The 16,805-nt window shown below is 61.8% G+C and carries 17 protein-coding genes; 13 read left to right on the top strand and 4 right to left on the bottom strand.

What is annotated here, in order from left to right; all coding sequences use genetic code 11:
• Positions 1–3 precede the first annotated feature (3 nt).
• A complete protein-coding gene (locus BA011_RS03790) occupies positions 4–873 on the top strand; it encodes a 23S rRNA (adenine(2030)-N(6))-methyltransferase RlmJ (RefSeq protein ID WP_065279497.1) in 870 nt (289 codons plus the stop codon).
• A 62-nt stretch (positions 874–935) separates the two neighbouring features.
• Complete coding sequence (locus tag BA011_RS03785) at positions 936–1,532, top strand: glutathione S-transferase (protein WP_065279496.1); 597 nt, start codon at positions 936–938, stop codon at positions 1,530–1,532.
• 275 nt (positions 1,533–1,807) lie between these two features.
• Here the strand turns inward: BA011_RS03785 and BA011_RS03780 are convergent, their stop codons facing one another.
• Positions 1,808–2,443, bottom strand: a complete 636-nt coding sequence (locus tag BA011_RS03780; protein ID WP_018070534.1) for an outer membrane protein — start codon at positions 2,441–2,443, stop codon at positions 1,808–1,810.
• 364 nt (positions 2,444–2,807) lie between these two features.
• Between BA011_RS03780 and BA011_RS03775 the strand changes: the two genes are divergently transcribed.
• The 5 genes from BA011_RS03775 (at position 2,808) to BA011_RS03755 (ending at position 7,370) form a co-directional block, all read left to right on the top strand.
• Complete coding sequence (locus BA011_RS03775) at positions 2,808–3,575, top strand: SDR family oxidoreductase (RefSeq protein WP_065279495.1); 768 nt, start codon at positions 2,808–2,810, stop codon at positions 3,573–3,575.
• A complete protein-coding gene (uvrC, locus tag BA011_RS03770; protein WP_065279494.1) occupies positions 3,572–5,614 on the top strand; it encodes an excinuclease ABC subunit UvrC in 2,043 nt (680 codons plus the stop codon). Before BA011_RS03775 ends, uvrC begins: the two co-directional genes overlap by 4 nt.
• 192 nt (positions 5,615–5,806) lie before the next feature.
• Complete coding sequence (gene pgsA, locus BA011_RS03765; RefSeq protein ID WP_003547103.1) at positions 5,807–6,397, top strand: CDP-diacylglycerol--glycerol-3-phosphate 3-phosphatidyltransferase; 591 nt, start codon at positions 5,807–5,809, stop codon at positions 6,395–6,397.
• Complete coding sequence (gene moaD, locus BA011_RS03760; RefSeq protein WP_017959832.1) at positions 6,394–6,648, top strand: molybdopterin converting factor subunit 1; 255 nt, start codon at positions 6,394–6,396, stop codon at positions 6,646–6,648. The genes pgsA and moaD overlap by 4 nt, the downstream gene beginning before the upstream one ends.
• Before the next feature lie 260 nt (positions 6,649–6,908).
• Entirely contained in the window at positions 6,909–7,370 is a 462-nt protein-coding gene (locus BA011_RS03755) for a molybdenum cofactor biosynthesis protein MoaE (protein WP_065279493.1), read from the top strand.
• Between the two features lies 1 nt (position 7,371).
• Here the strand turns inward: BA011_RS03755 and BA011_RS03750 are convergent, their stop codons facing one another.
• A complete protein-coding gene (locus tag BA011_RS03750; RefSeq protein WP_065279492.1) occupies positions 7,372–8,268 on the bottom strand; it encodes a branched-chain amino acid ABC transporter permease in 897 nt (298 codons plus the stop codon).
• 65 nt (positions 8,269–8,333) lie between these two features.
• On the opposite strand from BA011_RS03750, the gene BA011_RS03745 reads away from it, so the two are divergent.
• Both BA011_RS03745 and BA011_RS03740 read left to right on the top strand, forming a co-directional pair.
• Positions 8,334–8,879 (top strand): CGNR zinc finger domain-containing protein, encoded by a 546-nt coding sequence (locus tag BA011_RS03745; RefSeq protein ID WP_065279491.1) that lies wholly within the window; start codon positions 8,334–8,336, stop codon positions 8,877–8,879.
• Positions 8,876–9,379 carry a hypothetical protein gene (locus BA011_RS03740; protein ID WP_065279490.1) on the top strand — a complete coding sequence of 168 codons (504 nt, stop codon included), beginning with the start codon at positions 8,876–8,878 and terminating at the stop codon, positions 9,377–9,379. Before BA011_RS03745 ends, BA011_RS03740 begins: the two co-directional genes overlap by 4 nt.
• An 85-nt stretch (positions 9,380–9,464) precedes the next feature.
• On the opposite strand, the gene ndk is transcribed toward BA011_RS03740, so the two are convergent.
• Both ndk and BA011_RS03730 read right to left on the bottom strand, forming a co-directional pair.
• Entirely contained in the window at positions 9,465–9,887 is a 423-nt protein-coding gene (ndk, locus tag BA011_RS03735) for a nucleoside-diphosphate kinase (protein ID WP_065279489.1), read from the bottom strand.
• An 81-nt stretch (positions 9,888–9,968) separates the two neighbouring features.
• Entirely contained in the window at positions 9,969–10,658 is a 690-nt protein-coding gene (locus BA011_RS03730; RefSeq protein WP_065279488.1) for a glutathione S-transferase family protein, read from the bottom strand.
• Positions 10,659–10,798: 140 nt separating this feature from the next.
• On the opposite strand from BA011_RS03730, the gene BA011_RS03725 reads away from it, so the two are divergent.
• The 4 genes from BA011_RS03725 to BA011_RS03710 all read left to right on the top strand — a co-directional run bounded on the left by BA011_RS03725 (position 10,799) and on the right by BA011_RS03710 (position 16,748).
• Entirely contained in the window at positions 10,799–11,308 is a 510-nt protein-coding gene (locus BA011_RS03725) for a DinB family protein (protein ID WP_065279487.1), read from the top strand.
• A gap of 142 nt (positions 11,309–11,450) precedes the next feature.
• Positions 11,451–12,500: a GGDEF domain-containing protein gene (locus BA011_RS03720; RefSeq protein ID WP_065279486.1), complete on the top strand. Its 1,050-nt coding sequence runs from the start codon at positions 11,451–11,453 to the stop codon at positions 12,498–12,500.
• 136 nt (positions 12,501–12,636) lie between these two features.
• A complete protein-coding gene (locus BA011_RS03715) occupies positions 12,637–14,520 on the top strand; it encodes an ABC-F family ATP-binding cassette domain-containing protein (RefSeq protein WP_065282400.1) in 1,884 nt (627 codons plus the stop codon).
• Positions 14,521–14,705: 185 nt separating this feature from the next.
• Entirely contained in the window at positions 14,706–16,748 is a 2,043-nt protein-coding gene (locus BA011_RS03710) for a prolyl oligopeptidase family serine peptidase (RefSeq protein ID WP_065279485.1), read from the top strand.
• Positions 16,749–16,805: the final 57 nt, after the last annotated feature.

The raw sequence follows: 16,805 nt of genomic DNA, 5'->3' as shown, positions 1-16,805 counted from the left end.
AAAATGAACTACCGCCACATCTATCACGCGGGCAACTTTGCCGATGTGCTGAAACATGTCGTGCTGACGCGGCTGATCCGTTACATGCAGAAAAAGGATGGCGGGTTCCGCGTGCTCGACACGCATGCCGGCATCGGGCTCTACGACCTCTCCTCCGAAGAAGCGCAGAAAACCGGCGAATGGCTCGATGGCATCGGCAAGCTGATGGAGGCGGACCTCGGCCCTCAGGTTTCCGAACTGCTGGAGCCCTACCTCTCGGCAATCCGCGAACTCAATCCGCAGGGCGGCATCCGCTTCTATCCCGGCTCGCCGAAACTTGCGCGCATGCTGTTCCGGCCGCAGGACCGGCTGTCGGCGATGGAACTGCATCCCGAAGACTACGTCAGGCTGCACCGGCTGTTCGAGGGCGATCACCATGCCCGCATCACCGAGCTTGACGGCTGGCTGGCGCTCGGCGCGCATCTGCCGCCGAAGGAGAAGCGCGGCATCGTGCTCGTCGATCCGCCCTTCGAGGAGGAGGACGAATATCAGCGGCTGGCCGAAGGGCTGGAAAAGGCCTATCGGCGCTTTCCCGGCGGTACCTATTGCCTGTGGTATCCGCTGAAGAAGGGCGCGCCGATCAAGGAATTCCACGAGAGGCTGCAGGCGCTCGACATCCCGAAAATGCTCTGCGCCGAACTTGCCGTTCGCAGCGATCGCGGCATTACGGGACTGACGGGCTCAGGCCTCGTCATCGTCAACCCGCCCTTCACGCTGAAGGACGAGTTGCACCAATTGCTGCCCGCATTGAAGGACCATCTGGCGCAAGACCGTTTCGCCTCGCACCGCGCCTTCTGGCTGCGCGGCGAGAACAAGGCGGTCAAGGACGATTGACCAGGCAAGCTGCTTACGGAATAGTCCGCGCGCCGCAGCTCCGCAACCTCATCAGGTGTCCCATGAAGCTCCTTTGTTCGCCCGCCTCGCCCTATTCCAACAAGGTGCGGATGGCCGCGCATTTTCTGGGGCTGGAGCTGAACGCCATCCGGGTCGACACCAATACCGGACCGGCGATCCTGGTGGACAACAATCCGCTCGGCAAGATCCCGACGCTGCTGACCGATGACGGGGTCTCGATATACGACAGCGTGGCGATCATGCATTATTTCGACCGTCTGACGAAGGGCGGGCTCTACCCCTCCAAGAAGGGCAAGCGCACGGATGCGGAAATCCTCGAGGCGCTCTGCGACGGCATCTGCGACTGCCTGCTTGCGATCGTCTACGAGCGGCGCTTCCGCGACGAGGAAAAGATTCATCAGCCGTGGATCGACCGGCAGTGGGAGAAGGCGACGAGCGCGCTCGCTCATCTCAGCGCCAACCCGCCGAAAACAGGCAAGAAGCTCAATGGCGGACATTTCGCGCTGGCCGCGACGCTCGATTATCTCGAGCTGCGCTTCAAGGACCAGTGGGAAGCCGATCATGCGCCGCTGATCGACTGGCAGCGGCAGTTCGACAAGAAATTCCCGGCCCACAGCGAGCTCAAGTCTGAGGGCTGAGCGACGGGAAACAAAAAAGCGGGCAGCAAAAAGCCGGGCGCCGTGCCCGGCTTCAGTTTGCTGACAAAGTCTCTTCCGTCATGCTCGGCCTTGTGCCGAGCATCTGACCACCCCAATTATTCTGGCGGAAAAATATTTGTTTCAAACACTTATTTTGACGTGCGCAGATCCTCGGCACAAGGCCGAGGATGACGTCGCGGGTTTTTCAGCGGTCTGTCTGCAGCAAAAAGCCGGGCGACGTGCCCGGCTTTTACATATCAGGATATTCGGTCGGCTTAGAACTTGACGCCGATACCGAGCTTGACGCTGTTCTCGTCGTAACCGCGCGAGAAGCTGCCGGAGTCGAGGTCGTAATCCTTGCTCTGGTAGTCGGTGTAGCGATATTCGAGGCGCGTCGTGATGTTGTTGGTCACGAAGGCTTCGACGCCGGCGCCGACCGTATAGCCGAAGTTCGTCTTGCTTTCGTCCGAGGTATCGTCGGAAACCTTGACGTCGCCGATGGCAAGACCGGCCGTGCCGTAGAGCAGGAAGGGGTTCATGTCGTAGCCGACGCGGCCACGGACGGAGCCGTTCCAACCATACTTGTTCTTGACGCCGCCCGAGGAAACGTCGTCGCCGCTGTAGCCGAGATCGGATTCAACGCCGTAAACGATCTGGCCCTGCTGCCAGTTGTAGCCGGTGAAGACCTGGCCGCCGAAGCCGTAGGTGTGACGGTCGGAACCGAAGTCACCCATGTTATAGGTGCCGGCGCCGCCGAGGTAAAAGCCTTCCCAGTTGCCTGCCGGCTTGACTGGTGCGTCCTGGGCGACCGGTGCTTCCGGAACCTGGTCGACGGCATCGGCCGCCTGAGCTGCCGAGACGCCCGCAATTGCAAAAACGGAGGCCATGAGGCCAGCAATGAGTACACGCATACTTAATCTCCTTTCAGTCCCGCGCCGCTTGTCATCTGTCTATCAGTGAAGCATGGCGGGATATTGCCAGATGTCCCTTCCGGATCGAGACTGAAATTGGAACTCAAATGCGGATTTGAAAGAGCCAAATTGTGATATCATTGTGGCTGCCGCATGGCTGAAATTCGATGTTGCTTTGGCGCAACATACACTTCATTAACCCTACTGAAGTGTTAAGCTGAAAATACTTATTTTAAGAAATCGCATTCTTAAATAATACCTAGAATATCCCCCTCCCCAACGCAAGCGCAACGGCCTATTTATATAATCTCCGTCGGCCCCTATATAGTCTGCTGACAGACTCGCGGGATCAGAAGGCACGATTTTGAACCACAAAAGACTTCGCTCGGCCCTTATAACAGGGGCTGCTAAAAGAATAGGCCGGGCAATCGCCGAAGACCTTGCTGCAAATGGCTTTTCCGTTGCGATCCACGCGAACGGCTCCATCGGCGAGGCCGAAGAGCTGGTGGCGGAATTGCGGCGAAAGGGATATCGGGCGACCGCCCTACAGGCCGACCTCACCGATATCGGCGAGACCGGCGCCTTGGCCGCGAAGGCGTCGGAGGCGCTCGGGCCGCTCGATCTGCTCGTCAATAATGCGTCGGTCTTCCAGCATGATTCAGCGCGTAGTTTCAATGCCGCCACCTGGGCATTGCACTTCGACCTGCATGTCCGGGCGCCCTCTATCCTTGCGGCGGCCTTCGCGCAGCAGATGCCCGCTGAGGCAGCGGGGCTGATCGTCAATATCATCGACCAGCGGGTCTGGGCGCTGAGGCCCAGCTTCTATTCCTATACCCTCTCCAAATCCGCGCTGTGGACGGCGACGCAGACGCTTGCACAGGCATTGGCGCCACGCATTCGCGTCAATGCCATCGGCCCCGGCCCCTCGATGCCGAGCGAGCGGCAGGCAATGGAGGACTTCCAAGCGCAGGTCTCAGCCCTTATCTTGCAGCGAGGGCCGGCGCTGGAGGAATTCGGACAAACGATTCGCTTCCTTTACGACACGCCCTCGATCACCGGCCAGATGATTGCCCTCGACGGCGGCCAGCACCTCGCCTGGCAGACGCCCGATGTGGCGGAGATTACGGAATGAACGGACGAAAGCTGCCGGATGGCGGCGTTCTCTACGACGATACGGATGAGAGCGAAGACGATATCGAAGTGGAAGGCGACGTTTCCGCCGCTCTTCCGCTTGCGGCGACGGTCGACTGGAATGCGGGCAGCCTCAATGAAACCGGGCTCCTCGGCGCGGAACTGATCGGCGAATTCGTCAAGCGGCTGCCGAACAGCCCGGGCGTCTACCGCATGTTCAATGCCGAAGGCGACGTGCTCTATGTCGGCAAGGCGCGCAGCCTGAAGAAGCGCGTCAACAATTACGCCGTCGGCCGCGTGCATTCCAACCGCATCGCCCAGATGGTGCGCCAGACGGCGAATATGGAATTCGTGACGACGCGCACGGAAACCGAAGCGCTGCTTCTGGAAGCGAATCTGATCAAGCGCTTGCGGCCGCGCTTTAATGTGCTTTTGCGCGACGACAAGTCCTTTCCCTATATCCTCATCACCGGCGACCACCGAGCACCTGCCATTTTCAAGCATCGCGGTGCGAGAGCGCGAAAGGGCGACTATTTCGGACCTTTTGCTTCGGCCGGCGCGGTCGGGCAGACGATCAACTCGCTGCAGCGCGCCTTCCTGATCCGCACCTGCACCGACAGCGTCTTCGAAACGCGCACGCGACCCTGCCTGCTCTACCAGATCAAGCGCTGTTCCGGGCCGTGCACCCATGAGGTCAGCGACAAGGGTTACGGCGAACTGGTGCAGGAGGCGAAGGACTTCCTGTCCGGCAAGAGCCAGAAGGTGAAGTCGCATATGGCCGAGGCGATGAACCAGGCGGCCGAGGACCTCGATTTCGAGCGGGCGGCGATCTATCGCGATCGCCTGGCTGCATTGTCGCATGTGCAGAGCCATCAGGGCATCAATCCGGCCGGCGTCGAGGAGGCTGACGTTTTCGCCATCCACCATGAGGGCGGCATCTCCTGCATCCAGGTGTTCTTCTTCCGCACCGGCCAGAACTGGGGCAACCGCGCCTATTTCCCGAAGGCCGATCCGCAGCTTTCGAGCGCCGAAGTGCTGAATTCCTTCCTCGCGCAGTTCTACGACGACAAGCCAGTGCCGAAGCAGATCATGCTGTCGCAGACGGTGGAGGAGCTGGAGCTGCTCGCCGCCGCACTCAGCGAAAAGGCCGGCCACAAGGTTTCCATCCTCGTGCCGCAGCGCGGCGAGAAGCGCGATCTGGTCGACCATGTCGTTGGCAATGCACGCGAGGCGCATGGGCGAAAGCTTGCCGAGACGGCGTCGCAGTCGCGGCTGCTCGAAGGTTTCAAGGAGACCTTCGGGCTTGCCTATGCGCCGCAGCGCATCGAGATCTACGACAACTCGCATATCATGGGCACCAATGCCGTCGGCGGCATGGTGGTCGCGGGGCCGGAAGGTTTCGTCAAGAACCAGTACCGCAAGTTCAACATCAAATCGACCGACATCACGCCCGGCGACGACTTCGGCATGATGAAAGAGGTGATGACGCGGCGGTTCTCGCGGCTGATCAAGGAGGAAGGCATTCCTGACCGGGCGGCGCAGGTGGCCACGCCCGATGCAGCCGACATGCCCTTCCCGACCTGGCCCGATGTGATCCTCATCGATGGCGGCCAGGGGCAGATGACGGCAGTGCGCGCCATCCTTGCCGAACTCGGCATCACCGACAGCGTGACGGCGATCGGCATTGCCAAGGGCGTCGACCGCGATGCCGGGCGCGAACGTTTCTTTCCGCCCGGACGCGAGAGTTTCACGCTGCCGCCGCGCGATCCTGTGCTCTACTTCATCCAGCGCATGCGCGATGAGGCGCACCGTTTCGCGATCGGCTCGCACCGGGCGCGGCGCAAGAAGGAAATGATCAAGAACCCGCTCGACGAGATCGGCGGCATCGGCCCGTCGCGCAAACGCGCGCTGCTCCAGCATTTCGGTACGGCGAAGGCGGTTTCGCGCGCCGCCCTGTCCGACCTGATGGCGGTCGAAGGCATATCGGAAGCCGTCGCCAGGCAGGTCTATAACCATTTCCATGACGACGCCGCGAAATAACCGCCGTCCGTCGCAAATTCCACGCAAAGGCGGTGAAAAGACAGAAAGAATGTTGACGGTCCGCAGCCAAAGCCGTCATCTACCGCATCGGCCCGAGCATGATGCGGAGGTTCTAAAGTGTTACAGTGTCCTTGGCTCGTCTGAAAAGGCGCGCGGCGCTGTAGCGGTGCATCAATTCAGAGAAACGATCCCATGGCATCGCGTGCGTACAGCATTCCCAATCTTCTGACCTACGGCCGCATCCTCGCCGTACCGTTGATCGTTCTCTGCTTCTTCATCGAGGGCAGGCTGTCGATCAGCAACACGGCGCGTTGGGTGGCGCTGTGGATCTTCGTCATCGCCTCGCTCACCGATTTCCTCGACGGTTATCTCGCACGCATCTGGAACCAGACGTCGAACATCGGCCGCATGCTCGACCCGATCGCCGACAAGCTGCTGGTCGCCTCGATCCTTCTCCTGGTCGCGGCCGACCAGACGATCGCCGGCTGGTCGATCTGGGCGGCGATCACCATTCTCTGCCGCGAGATCCTGGTGTCGGGACTGCGCGAATATCTGGCGGCGCTGAAGGTCAGCGTACCGGTGACGCGGATTGCCAAGTGGAAGACGACGCTGCAGCTCGTCGCCATCGCTTTCCTGCTCGCCGGCCCGGCCGGCGACGAGATTTTCCCCTATACGACGCAGACCGGCATCGCGCTGCTGTGGATCGCGGCGCTGCTTACCATCTATACCGGCTACGACTACTTCCGCGCCGGGGTGAAACATATCGTGGATGACGAGGAATGACGCGGCTTGTCTATTTCGCCTGGGTGCGGGAGCGCATCGGCAAGGGCGAGGAGGAGATCGATCTCCCCTCCTCCGTCGTCACCGTCGCCGATCTCTTGAATCATTTGAAGACGCTGGGCGAAGAATATGAGACTGCACTTCAATATCCCGACGTGATCCGCGTGGCGCTCGACATGGAGCATGTCGAGCATGACGAGCCGATATCGGGCGCCCGGGAAATCGGGATATTTCCGCCGATGACGGGTGGATAGGGCGGTGACCGTGATGCCGTTTCGCTACCCCCTCTGCCCTGCCGGGCATCTCCCCCACAAGGAGGGAGATTGGCTGGGCGCACCGGCTTCCCCAAACAATCGGCGTTTCAGCCCGGCGAAACGGTAAGTGGACACGATGGTCGAGCCACACGTAATCTCCCTCCTTGTGGGGGAGATGCCCGGCAGGGCAGAGGGGGGTTGGCACGGCACGCCCTCTCCATAGCCTCCGCTACGACATCAAAGCAGTTGGGGATGCTATCATGACCATCACCCCCACCATCCGCGTCCAGCATGAGGACTTCGACCTGCAAGCCGAGGTCGATCGCCTCTCCAAGGGCAAACCCGGCATCGGCGCCGTCGTCACCTTTTCCGGCCTCTGCCGCGATGAAGGCGGGACGCTTGCGGCACTCGAGCTCGAGCATTATCCCGGCATGGCGGAGGCGGAGATGCGACGCATCGGCGATCTTGCCATCGGGCGTTTCGGACTTCTCGGCCTCACCGCCATCCATCGTTACGGAAAGATCGCCGCCGGCGAGAATATCGTGCTCGTCGTCGCAGCCGCACCGCACCGGCAGGCGGCGTTCGACGGCGCCAATTTCGTCATGGATTTCCTGAAGACTGCAGCCCCGTTCTGGAAGAAGGAGCACGCCAGGGATGGCGCCACGGGCGACTGGGTCGCGGCGAAAGACGCCGACGACGCGGCGCGCGACAAGTGGAAATAAGTTAGAGAACAACACGCTCCCGGCGGCTCATGACCAAGAGCAGGACGAGCAGCGAGAAGACGACCAGATCCCGCCAGACGAAGGGGCCATAGGCGCCCCACATGGTTTCGACGACGGCGAGCCCGGCAGCGCCGCCTGCCGAACGCAGCGGATCGGAATGGCCGCCGACGGCTGCGATCAGCAGCACCTTCAGCCCGAACATCAGGCCGGCGCCGAAATCCATCGAGCCGTAATAGAAAGTTGCGAGGATGCCGCAGATGGTGGCGACGAGGGCTGCGGCCCCATAGGCGACAAGAAAGACGCGGTTGGCGCTGGTGCCGCAGAGTTCGGCGGCCAGCGGATCATCGGTGACGGCGCGCCAGACGCGGCCCCAGGCCGTGCGCCTGAGGATCAGCGTACCCACCGCGACGATGGCGCACATCAATGCGGTGTCGATCAACTGGATATGGGTGAGCGTCACCTTGAACGGGCCGTCGCTCCAGAAGACGACCGTATCGTTCAGGAACGGCGGCAGCCAGATGGCGCGGGTATTGGCGGCGAGCCGGGCGGTCTCCATCAGCACGATCATGATGCCGAGGGCAGCGACGATGACCGTATTCGGCGATTTGCTGACCAGCGGCAGCATGATCGAGCGACCGATCCATAGGCCCGCGGCCAGCGAATAGACGATGGAAGCACAGGCGCCGACGGCAAGGGCGGCCGGCAGCACCAGCCAGAAGCGGTTGAAAGCGAGTTCGGTGAAGAGCAGCAGGATCTGGCCCGCGAAGGCAAAGATCGCCCCATAGGTGATATCGGCCCGCTTCGTCACGCCGAAGGCGACGGCATAACCGAAGGCAAGCGCGGCATAGAGGGCGGCCAGCGGAACCGCATTCGCCAGCTGCTGCAGAAGATAGGCCATTCCAGACACTCCGCGTCATCAAAATTATAACTGGTAAAACCTATTTCACCAGTTATAATTTCGTCATGAGTTTTTCCTGGACCCCTCACCGCTTTGCCGGCGGCGCACTGGCGCTCGATGTCGTCAACAGCGTCGTTCTGCGCCACGATGCCTCGCGGCGGATCGACCGCTTCGCGGTCAGCGACCAGATGCGGAGCTTTCCGCACGCCGCCGCCGAATTCTGCGCCGAGCGCGCCCTCTTCGGCGACACAGCGCCGGTGGCGGCGGAAAACGAGGCGGATTTCATCGCGCTGCGGGAAACAATCGACCTCTATTTCCGCGAGCGTATACTGAATGGCGGCGACGACCAATTGCTGGCCAAACTACTGGAAGCGCTGGCGAAGGCATTGCGCGAAACAAGCCCCGGCAGCCTGGCCGCGGCGACCGCCCATTCGGCACTGCGGCTGATCGCCATGCCCGATCCGGAGCGCATGAAGATCTGCGGCAATTGCGGCTGGCTGTTCATCGACCGCAGCAAGAACAGGAGCCGGGCCTGGTGCGACATGGCGGTCTGCGGCAACCGCGCCAAGGCGAACCGGCACTATCGCCGCAAGAAGGAGGAGACGCCATGAGAAAGCATTGGATCGTGATGGCGGCGATGGCCGGGCTGATGCTGTCAGCCTGCCAGCGCCAGGCTGAAAATCTGGTCGAGGTCACCGGCCATCTCTTCGTCTTCAACTATCGGGTGGCGAGCGCCACCTATCTGCTGACGCTGAAGAAGACGGAGCCTATTCCCGACGGTTCGGTCATCATCGCCGAATTCGAAAATCCGCAAGGTGGCGATCCGCTGGTACTGAACCAGAAGATCTATCCGATCGACGACAAGATCGCGCTGCAGAGCGAAAATCTGCATTGCGTGCGCAAGGACCGTCCCTATTCCGTCAGCGTCCGGCTGGTCGACAAGGACGGCAAGGTGCTGCAGGAACTGAAGACGCAGTTCCGGTCCGACCTCGACCAGACCGTCCTGCCGAGCAAGCCGCTCGTCGTCGGTGCGTTTTATGACAAGAACCCGGAGGTCTTCAAGCCTGACGGCAGCGTCGATTTCTCGAATACCGACAAATGCCCGGCATAGAAAACATGCATAGAAAAAGCCGGAGCGAGGCCCCGGCTTTCGAGAGTCAATTCAAGGCATTGCCAGCGAATGCCGAAGCGTGGCCTCAGCCGACGATTTCGGTATCGGAGAACCAGTACTTGATTTCCTCGGCAGCCGTCTCCGGAGCGTCCGAGCCGTGAACGGAATTTTCGCCGATCGACAGAGCGTGAACCTTGCGGATCGTGCCTTCGTCAGCGTTTGCCGGGTTGGTCGCGCCCATGATCTCGCGGTTCTTGAGGATCGCGCCTTCGCCTTCCAGCACCTGGACGATGGTCGGGCCGGAGGTCATGCCTTCGACCAGTTCGCCGAAGAAGGGACGGTCCTTGTGAACGGCGTAGAAGCCTTCGGCTTCGCGACGGCTCATCCAGACGCGCTTGGAAGCGACGACACGCAGGCCGGCATCTTCGAGCATCTTGGTGATGGCGCCCGTCAGGTTGCGCTTGGTCGCGTCCGGCTTGATCATCGAGAAGGTGCGTTCAATCGCCATAGTCAAATCCTCTGTTTTCTCGGGAAAAGTGCGCGGTCTTTACCCGCCCCAACGCCTGAAAACAAGAGGTAGGCGGCAATTTCACGCCGCTGTCACAGTCCTGCCGCGGCTTTCATGAAGATCGAGGCAGCGTTCGAACCAGGCCATGACAGGATCGTCGGCAGCCAGCATGGCGAGACCGGCGGAGACCCGCAGCCATTGCAGCGCGCCAAAGACGATATAGTCGGCAAAGAGCGGCGTTTGCCCGCCGATGAAGGGTTGGAACTTCAGCATGTGCCGGAGCGGCTCCAGCTTGGCGCCGAAGGCGGCTTTCTCCGCCTCGCTGTCGGCCGCAACTACTTCCAACGGCTTGCCAAGCCGAGCCTCCCGGCTTTCGCGGAAATAGGCCTTGTCTGCCTCATCGAGGTTCGCATGGATGTCGAGAAGGGCGATGCGCATGATCGCTGGATGGATGATCATCTGCGAATAACCTTCTACCATGCGCGACAGCGCCTTGCCGCCCTCGCCGTTGAACAGTGACGGCCGCTCGGGATAGGCCTCCTCCAGATAGAGGGCGATGTCGAAACTGTCGGGGATCAGCCGGCCATTATCGTCGAGAACGGGCACGATCGACGAGACGCCGCCGCCGATCGCGCGGATGCGAGCATAGGTCGTCGGAATCTCCTCGAAATCGAGCCCCTTATGCGCCAGCGCCATCACCGCCTTCCAGCAATGGGGCGAAAAGAAGCGCCGCTCGTCGGCGCCGCAGAGGGAATAGAGGGCTCTGGTCATAACAGTCCTTTCGAGATCGCAGCTCCCATCCATTCCACGACAGAAAGCGCCTGCGATCAAATCAGGAAATTTCATGAGCTCATCACTGCGATTTTCGGGAAAAGGGGCTAAACTGCCGTGACCAATGCGGGAGGGACTGAATGCTCAGACATTACAGGATGTTCGCCGCCTATAATCGCTGGGCCAACACGCAAGTCTATGCGGCTGCGGCAGAACTCAGCGATGCGGAGTTCCGCAGCGATTGCGGCGCCTTCTTCGGCTCGCTGCATCGCACGCTCAATCACCTGCTCGTCGCCGACCGGATATGGATGAAACGCTTCACCGGCACCGGCGAAGCGCCGGCGACACTCGATGCCGTGCTCTTCGAAGATCTGGATGCGCTTGCCGCCGCACGCAAAGCAGAGGACGAGCGGATCATTGCCTGGACGGGCATGCTGGACGAGAAAACCCTCGCCGCCGACTTCACCTATGTGCCGGTGACACAGCCGATCAAGGTCACCCAGCCACTGGCGCCGGCGCTCGCGCATCTCTTCAATCACCAGACCCATCACCGCGGCCAATGCCACATGACGCTGACGGCGCTCGGCAAGCCGAGCCTTAGTTTGGACCTCATCTACTTTCTGCGGGTTGAGGGCCGTGAATGGATGTGAGGCCTTCGCCATCAAGGCCGCGTTAACCGCCTTTACCGGTTCCGCCCGCGAATCCAGGGCTTCCGGTTGAAAGTTCAGCCTCTCTTAAAAGCTTGCGGGCATAGCGGATGTGAGAGATGAGGCCGGGTCGTGAGGGATCGTCATGCAGAATGCAAGCGCAAACGCATTGGTGCCGCGCGAGGCCGCGCGCGCCGCGCCGATGGCGGATATTCAGAAAATCGCCCAGCACATGGCGCGTCTCAACGTCGCGGCACTACCGCGCAACTACGAACTCTTTCACGAGGCGATCGTCGGACTCAATGCGGGCCTTGCGCAGGATATCGCGGCACTCGGGTCCCAGCCGCAACAGCCGATGCTCGATGAACTCGGCCTGAAATACCGCCTCGTCGGCCATTGCGGGCTGGCGGGCGAGACGTCGCGGAACGAGGCGAGCCGGATGCTGCGCGACGTGGCGGAAAGGCTTGCCGAAGGGCTGAAGCACAAGAACGCCTTTGCGCGCGCCTGCGGCACGATCCTGAAATCCGTTTCCGGCCATGACGATCAGAGCCTTGCCGCCTTCCTCAGCGAGATCGACTACCTCACTGCCTCGCTTTCGACCGTTCTTGCAGCGGAGATGGAAATCGGCGCGAAGCTGCAGGACGATATCAAGACGCTGGAAACGCTGGAGCGCGGCATTTCGGCGATGCAATCGGCTGCGATCGCCGACAGGATCACTGGACTTCCAAACCGCATCGCGCTGAACCGGACGATCGCCGATCTCTACAAGCGCGAAGAAGGTGCCGCCGGTAGCGCGCTGATCATGGTCGATATCGACAATTTCACCGATCTCAACGAGAAATACGGCACCCAGGCCGGCAACAAGCTCCTGAAGAAGCTCGCCGGCCTGCTCAGCAAGTCGGTCAAGAAAAACGATTTCGTCGCCCGCACGGAGGCAGACGAATTCGCCCTGTTGTTTTCCAATGTCGGCATGCAGGATGCAATCGCTATCGCCGACCGCCTGCGTGCCTCCGTCGAGGACAATCTCGTCTTCGCGACATCCGACAAGACCGATCCGGGCAGGCTCACCATTTCGATCGGCGTGGCGCTCAGCACCGACGCGGCAACGCCGGGACAGTTGCAGGCCAATGCCCGCGTGGCGCTTCTCGCCGCGCAGTCGAACCCCCGACAACCGGTGCAGGCTTTCGGCCGCTGAGGCGGCGGACAAGCAGGCTTGCGGTGGGACAAGCAAGCTTGTCCCGGGGATAAGCAAGCTTGTCAGCGCACAAGCAAGCTTGGCGCGGGGAGAAGCGCTCTTGCCTTGTCGAGCGCTTTCGGCCAAAACGCCGGCCATGATCACGCTCACCGATATTTCCGCCCGCATCGCCGGGCGCCTGCTTCTCGACAACGCCAGCGTTTCGCTGCCTTCAGGCACGAAGGCAGGGCTCGTCGGGCGCAACGGCGCCGGCAAGTCCACGCTTTTTCGCGTCATCACCGGCGATCTCGGTTCGGAGAGCGGAACTGTGTCGATCCCCAAGGCCGCACGCATCGGCCAGGTGGCACAGGAAGCGCCGGCGACCGAGGACGCGCTGATCGAGATCGTGCTTGCCGCGGACAAGGAACGCACCGCTCTCGTCGCCGAGGCGGAAACGGCGACCGATCCGCATCGCATCGCCGAAATCCAGATGCGTCTTGTCGATATCGACGCGCATTCGGCCGAAGCGCGCGCGGCGAGCATTCTTGCCGGCCTCGGCTTCGACAAGGACGCGCAGGCCCGCCCCGCCTCCTCCTTCTCCGGCGGCTGGCGCATGCGCGTCGCCCTTGCCGCCGTGCTGTTTTCCGAGCCGGACCTGCTCCTGCTCGACGAGCCGACCAACTATCTCGACCTCGAAGGCACGCTGTGGCTGGAAGATTATGTCAGGCGCTATCCGCATACCGTCATCATCATCAGCCACGATCGCGACCTCCTGAACAACGCGGTCAATGCGATCGTCCATCTCGACCAGAAGAAGCTCACGTTCTATCGCGGCGGATATGACCAGTTCGAGCGGCAGAAGGCGGAAGCCGACGAATTGCAGACGAAGGCCAAGGCCAAGAACGACGCGGCGCGCAAACATCTGCAGGGCTTCATCGATCGCTTCAAGGCCAAGGCTTCCAAGGCCCGGCAGGCACAATCGCGCGTCAAGGCGCTGGAGCGCATGGGAACGGTCGCCGCTGTCATCGAGGACCACGTACAGCCGATCACTTTTCCCGAACCGGAAAAGCAGCCGGCTTCGCCGATCGTCGCGATCCAGAGCGGCGCCGTCGGCTACGAGCCCGGTAATCCGATCCTGAAAAACCTCAATCTGCGCATCGACAATGACGACCGCATCGCCCTGCTCGGCTCGAACGGCAACGGCAAATCGACCTTCGCCAAATTCATCTCCGGCCGGCTGGCACCGGAGAGCGGTGAAGTGAAGATCGCGCCGAGCCTGAAGATCGGCTTCTTCGCGCAGCACCAGCTCGACGACCTCATCCCCGAGCAATCGGCGGTAGAGCATGTGCGCCGGCTGATGCCCGGTGCACCGGAAGCCAAGGTGCGCGCCCGCGTCGCCCAGATGGGGCTTGCGACCGAGAAAATGGCGACGGCCGCCAAGGATCTTTCCGGCGGCGAAAAAGCCCGCTTGCTGATGGGGCTTGCCGCCTTCAATGCGCCCAATCTGCTGATCCTCGACGAGCCGACCAACCACCTCGACATCGATAGCCGCCGCGCGCTAATCGAGGCGCTGAACGACTACGAAGGCGCCGTCATCCTGATCTCGCATGATCGCCATCTGATCGAGGCGACGGTCGATCGGCTGTGGCTGGTCAATGGCGGTACGGTGACGACCTTCGAAGGCGATATGGACGAGTACCGCGACCTGATCGTCAGTTCCGGTAAAAAAAAAGAAGAAAAGCCGCAGCTAGTTGAAGACGCGACGTCGAAGGCCGACCAGCGCAAGCTCAATGCCGAACGTCGCGCCTCGCTGACGCCGCTCAGGAAAAAGATCAACGAAATCGAATCCTTGACGGCGAAGCTGGAGAAACAGATTCAGGCGCTTGACGCGGAACTTGCGGATCCGGCCCTTTATGAGAAGACGCCCGCCAAGGCGGCCGAGAAGGCAAAGCAGCGCGGCGAAGCTGCGGCGAAATTGGCAGCCGCCGAGGAAGACTGGCTGATGCTGTCGGCCGAATACGAAGAAGCGATGGCGGGATAGCCACAGGGTGACGCCGAAATTCAAGAAGACCGAGATGCCCAACACCGTCGTCGCCTCGGCCAATTCGTGACGTCCGCTAGCGCATCTGCGCGTCTGAAGAGACGCGCGGCGCTGTAAGGCGGGTTGCCAAGTCGGGACCGGCTGCCTAGATCTGTCCGACGTCAACGGAAGCCGGCAGGTCGGATATGAACCTTCATCTCGAAACGGACGACGATCCGCGCACCCGCCAGTTCATCGACGAGCACAACCGGGTTTCCGACGCGGCACTGAGAACACCTGAATTCGAGAGGGATCGCGACGCGATCAAGGCGCTGATCGAGCGGCAGGACAGGCTGATCGTTCCGATGCGCCGAGGCGAATGGCTGTTCGATTTCCGCCAGAGCAAGGACAATCCTCTCGGCATCTGGCTCCGCCTGCCGGCAGATCAGGAGCCGCTGCCGGACGCCGGCTGGGAGCCGGTCTTCGATCTCGACGCCTTCTGCGTCAGCGAAGGCAAGCGCTGGAATTGGCGCGGCGCCGTCACCTGCCCATGGGAGCCGACGCGGGTGCTACTCACGCTTTCGGATGGCGGCTCCGACCTTCTCCGGCTGCTCGAATTCGACGCCGAGCGGAAACAGGTCGTCGAGGGCGGCTTCGATACACCGGCCGCACGATCGCATGCCACTTGGCTCGGCCGCGACGAAATCTGCTATTTCGGTTCCATCGACAGATTTTCGGCGACCCGCTCCGGATGGCCGCGCGTCGGACGGCGATTGAAGCGCGGGCAGCGACCGGAAGATGCCGCCGTCATGTTCGAAGCCGCGAACGAGGACGTCTACGGCTTCAATCTCGTCATCGACCCTGCCCTATCGGGCGCTTCGGCGGATCGCGGACTGATCGATATTTTCGTCGCCGCCCACGAGATCGGCGTGGCCAGCGCTTTCCTGATCGCCAGCGACGGCACACAGCGGCGTATCGATCTGCCTAAGGAAGCCGATTTCCAGTTCAATCATGATCATTGCCTTTGGCGGGCAAAGACCGATGAGCGCGTTGCGACCGGCAGCCTCGTGCTGCAACGCTTCGATCCCGCCTCGGAGACGGCCCTGCTCGGGCCGGAGCGGATCCTGTTTCAGCCCGGCGAGGGCCAGTCCATCGCGCAGATGATGCTGATGCAGCGGTGGTGCGTCTTCATCATCTCCGATCGGCTGCGTCCGCGTCTCATGGTGCTGGACCTGACAAGGCCCGATGCCGAACAGCGCGAGATCGCACTGCCGGCCGACATGCAGACGGCGCACTTCAGGCCGCTTCATGCGGATCTGCATCTTGGCGACGATACGCTCCTCGTCGTCGGCCAGGGCTTCCTGCAGCCGCCCGTCTGTTACCGCCTCGAGCTGTCGGATCGCAGCAGGCAGGCCGAGCCGATTTTCGTCGCCGCAGCGCCGAGCTATTTCGATGCGACCGATATGTCATCCGAACTGCTGGAGGCTGTTTCGGAGGACGGAACGAGGGTTACCTACCGGTTGGTTCTGCCGAAGCAATGGACCAAGGGCGCGCTGCCGGTGCTGCTTTACGGTTATGGCGGCTTCGATGTCCCCTTGTCGCCAAGCTATTCCGGCGTGACAGGACGCTGGCTGGAACAAGGCGGCGCCTATGTGCAGGCCTATATTCGCGGCGGCGGCGAATTCGGGCCTGACTGGTATCGCAGCGCCAAGCGGCAGGGGCGAGACCGGGCGTTTGCCGATTTCGTCGCCATCGCGCGCGATCTGGTCGCCCGCGGCTATACCGTGCCGTCGCGGATTGCCTGCCAGGGCGGCAGCAACGGCGGTCTGCTGACCGGCGTGATGCTGACGCGCTACCCGCAAGACTTCGGCGCCGTCTGGTGCCAGGTGCCGGTTCTCGACATGACACGCTTCCACCTGTTCAGCGCAGGGCAAGCCTGGATGGACGAATATGGCGATCCGGAGACGCCGGTCGACCGGGACTTCATGCTCGGTTATTCGCCGCTTCACAATGTCGGGCCGGCGACCAAGGTCAGCTATCCGCCCATCTACATCGAAAGCTCCGCCAATGACGACCGCGTGCATCCCTCGCATGCGCGCCGCTTTGCCGCGCGGCTGGAGGAAGAAGGACACCGGCCGCTCTTCCATGAATTCGGCTCGGGCGGGCATGGCGGCGACGGCAATTCCGAAGAGCGCGCGGCGCGTGCAGCGATGGGTTACAGCTTCCTTCGCCAAACCATCATGCGCTAGGATGCGATAGAATGGAGGAGGAGAGCTTGTCGGCGCGCCTCTTTCTGATACAAACAG

Origin of the sequence: Rhizobium leguminosarum (assembly GCF_001679785.1) — a bacterium.
Taxonomy (GTDB): Bacteria; Pseudomonadota; Alphaproteobacteria; order Rhizobiales; family Rhizobiaceae; genus Rhizobium; species Rhizobium leguminosarum_R.
The sequence above is the reverse complement of the archived record's forward strand: the minus strand, read 5'-3'. Positions and strand labels throughout refer to the sequence as shown.

Coding starts and splice junctions, on each gene's coding strand:
- BA011_RS03730 (WP_065279488.1), bottom strand. CDS start 10,658: ATGACCAGAGCCCTCTATTCCCTCTGCGGCGCCGACGAGCGGCGCTTC.
- BA011_RS03740 (WP_065279490.1), top strand. CDS start 8,876: ATGAGAAAGCATTGGATCGTGATGGCGGCGATGGCCGGGCTGATGCTG.
- moaD (WP_017959832.1), top strand. CDS start 6,394: ATGACGCGGCTTGTCTATTTCGCCTGGGTGCGGGAGCGCATCGGCAAG.
- BA011_RS03745 (WP_065279491.1), top strand. CDS start 8,334: ATGAGTTTTTCCTGGACCCCTCACCGCTTTGCCGGCGGCGCACTGGCG.
- BA011_RS03750 (WP_065279492.1), bottom strand. CDS start 8,268: ATGGCCTATCTTCTGCAGCAGCTGGCGAATGCGGTTCCGCTGGCCGCC.
- pgsA (WP_003547103.1), top strand. CDS start 5,807: ATGGCATCGCGTGCGTACAGCATTCCCAATCTTCTGACCTACGGCCGC.
- BA011_RS03755 (WP_065279493.1), top strand. CDS start 6,909: ATGACCATCACCCCCACCATCCGCGTCCAGCATGAGGACTTCGACCTG.
- BA011_RS03785 (WP_065279496.1), top strand. CDS start 936: ATGAAGCTCCTTTGTTCGCCCGCCTCGCCCTATTCCAACAAGGTGCGG.
- BA011_RS03710 (WP_065279485.1), top strand. CDS start 14,706: ATGAACCTTCATCTCGAAACGGACGACGATCCGCGCACCCGCCAGTTC.
- BA011_RS03715 (WP_065282400.1), top strand. CDS start 12,637: ATGATCACGCTCACCGATATTTCCGCCCGCATCGCCGGGCGCCTGCTT.
- BA011_RS03720 (WP_065279486.1), top strand. CDS start 11,451: ATGCAGAATGCAAGCGCAAACGCATTGGTGCCGCGCGAGGCCGCGCGC.
- BA011_RS03780 (WP_018070534.1), bottom strand. CDS start 2,443: ATGCGTGTACTCATTGCTGGCCTCATGGCCTCCGTTTTTGCAATTGCG.
- uvrC (WP_065279494.1), top strand. CDS start 3,572: ATGAACGGACGAAAGCTGCCGGATGGCGGCGTTCTCTACGACGATACG.
- ndk (WP_065279489.1), bottom strand. CDS start 9,887: ATGGCGATTGAACGCACCTTCTCGATGATCAAGCCGGACGCGACCAAG.
- BA011_RS03725 (WP_065279487.1), top strand. CDS start 10,799: ATGCTCAGACATTACAGGATGTTCGCCGCCTATAATCGCTGGGCCAAC.
- BA011_RS03790 (WP_065279497.1), top strand. CDS start 4: ATGAACTACCGCCACATCTATCACGCGGGCAACTTTGCCGATGTGCTG.